Source organism: Rhizobium sp. FKY42 (assembly GCF_005222835.1).
GTDB lineage: Bacteria > Pseudomonadota > Alphaproteobacteria > Rhizobiales > Rhizobiaceae > Neorhizobium.
The window spans coordinates 1-2,490 of the sequence record NZ_STGA01000019.1 but is presented as its reverse complement, the minus strand read 5'-3'; the positions used below and the strand labels follow the sequence as shown (position 1 = coordinate 2,490).

The 2,490-nt window shown below is 59.2% G+C and carries 2 protein-coding genes; both read right to left on the bottom strand.

All coding sequences use genetic code 11. From position 1 onward, the window contains the following. Positions 1 to 73 precede the first annotated feature (73 nt). Positions 74 to 868, bottom strand: coding sequence for an IS21-like element helper ATPase IstB (gene istB / locus E8M78_RS07740; protein WP_137134526.1), 795 nt, complete (start codon positions 866 to 868; stop codon positions 74 to 76). After that, positions 858 to 2,378: an IS21 family transposase gene (istA, locus tag E8M78_RS07735; protein ID WP_137134527.1), complete on the bottom strand. Its 1,521-nt coding sequence runs from the start codon at positions 2,376 to 2,378 to the stop codon at positions 858 to 860. The genes istB and istA overlap by 11 nt, the downstream gene beginning before the upstream one ends. Between the last annotated feature and the right edge of the window lie 112 nt (positions 2,379 to 2,490).

Below are 2,490 nucleotides of genomic sequence, written 5' to 3'. Positions count from 1 at the left end.
CTGTTGGTTTCCGCGCGGAACTGAGCCGGTTTTTCCACCGAGAAGTGAGCCACCTCTGAGTATGGTTTTCTGATCAGGCTTTGGTCAAGTGGCTGGCCTTTTCTCCTCTTTTCTGTGCCGCTGCGGCCGAACTGGCCTTGAAGCGGAAGCTGTCGTTACCTGTTTCCAGGATGTGGCAACGGTGGGTCAGGCGGTCGAGCAGAGCGGTCGTCATTTTGGCGTCGCCGAAGACGGTCGCCCATTCGCTGAAGCTGAGGTTGGTGGTGATGATGACGCTGGTCCGTTCGTAGAGCTTGCTTAACAGATGGAACAGCAGCGCTCCGCCTGAGGCGCTGAACGGGAGGTATCCGAGTTCATCGAGGATAAGCAGATCGAGACGAACCAAGGTCTCGGCGATCTGGCCTGCCTTGCCCTTTGCTTTCTCCTGCTCAAGCGCATTGACCAGTTCAATGGTTGAGAAGAAGCGGACCTTGCGGCGGTGATGTTCGATGGCCTGGACACCAAGTGCGGTCGCGACATGTGTTTTTCCTGTGCCCGGTCCGCCGACAAGGACAATGTTCTGTGCTCCGTCCATGAACTCGCATCGGTGCAGTTGGCGCACCGTCGCTTCGTTGATTTCGCTGGTGGCGAAGTCGAAGCCAGAGAGGTCCTTGTAGGCCGGAAAGCGGGCAACCTTCATGTGATAGGCGATAGAGCGGACCTCACGCTCGGCCACCTCGGCTTTCAGTAACTGGGACAAGATCGGCACGGCAGCATCGAAAGCCGGAGCACTTTGCTCGATCAGGTCCGTGACGGCCTGGGCCATGCCATACATCTTCAGGCTACGCAGCATGATGACGACGGCGGCGCTGGCGGGATCATGACGCATGGCGACCTCCCACGATCCGGACACGCAGGCCATCGTAACGTTCGACGTTGGCCTTGGGTTCGTGAACCAGGGTCAGCGCCTGTGGCGTATCGACGTTGGGACCGTCGGTCGTTTTGCCATCGATCAGCATATGCAACAGGTTCAGAACGTGGGTCTTGGTCGCCACGCCTTGATCCAGCACCAGCTCGATAGCTCGGACGACGACCTGTTCGTCGTGATGAAGCACCAGAGCGAGGATGTCCGCCATTTCCCGATCACCGCCGGGGCGGCGAAGCATCTGGTCCTGTAGTTGTCGAAAGGCCAGCGGCAATTCCATGAAGGGTGCGCCATTGCGCAGAGCACCGGGCTTGCGCTGGATGACGGCAAGGTAGTGCCGCCAGTCATAAATCGTCCTTGGCGGCTTGTCGTGACTGCGTTCTATGATCCGCGGATGTTCGCAGAGAATGTTGCCCTCGGCCGCAACGACCAGTCGATCGGGATAGATCCGCAGGCTGACAGGCCGGTTCGCAAACGATGCAGGCACGCTGTAACGATTACGCTCGAAGGTGACCAGGCACGTTGGCGAGACTCGTTTGCCTTGCTCGACGAATCCGTCAAACATGGTGGGTAATGCCATCAGTGCTGCCCGCTCATCAGCCCAGACATCCGCGATCGAACCGGGCAGGCTCCCGTGCGGTGTCTCCTGCCACAGGTCCTGGCAACGCTGCTCCAGCCAGACGTTCAATGCCGCCAGGTCCGGGAAGTCCGGCATCTGTTGCCACAACCGGGGGCGGGCATCCTGGACGTTTTTCTCGACCTGCCCCTTCTCCCAGCCCGAGGCAGGATTGCAGAACTCGGGCGCGAAGACGTAGTGGTTCGTCATAGCGAGAAAGCGGATATTGACCTGTCGCTCCTTGCCGCGGCCAACGCGATCGACTGCCGTTTTCATGTTGTCATAGATCCCCCGCGCAGGCACCCCGCCGAAGACGCGGAAGCCGTGCCAGTGGGCATCGAACAACATCTCATGTGTCTGCAGCAGATACGCCCGCAAAAGAAACGCCCGACTGTGCGACAGTTTGATATGCGCCACCTGCAGCTTCACTCGCTCGCCGCCGATCACGGCATAGTCGTCACTCCAATCGAACTGGAAAGCTTCACCGGGCCGGAAAGAGAGCGGAACAAATATACCCCGCCCCGCCGTTTGCTGATCAGCCCGCCACTCACGGGCAAAAGCAGCAACCCGGCCATACGAGCCTGTGAAGCCGAGAGAAACCAGATCGGTATGAAGCTGCTTCACTGTTCGGCGCTGCTTGCGTGACCTCCCGGCCTCGGTCTTTAGCCAGGCCGCGAGTTTGTCGGCAAAAGGATCAAGCTTGCTCGGTCGTTCCGGTACCGTGAACGTCGGTTCGATCGTACCCGCGCTCAAATACTTCGCAATCGTGTTGCGTGACAGCCCGGTGCGCCGGCTGATCTCGCGAATTGACTGCTTCTCGCGCAGTGCCATCCGGCGAATGATGTTTAAAAGTCCCATGTGGATCACTCCGTTGCCCCCGTCGCTCGCCGCGTTGGGGGAAGGTTCACATGGCTCAATTCTCAATGGAAATTATGCGCCTAACCGGCTCAGTTTCGCGCGGAAACCAACA

Excerpts from the sequence above, each read along its gene's own strand:
- istB (WP_137134526.1), bottom strand. The coding sequence starts at position 868 with ATGCGTCATGATCCCGCCAGCGCCGCCGTCGTCATCATGCTGCGTAGC.
- istA (WP_137134527.1), bottom strand. The coding sequence starts at position 2,378 with ATGGGACTTTTAAACATCATTCGCCGGATGGCACTGCGCGAGAAGCAG.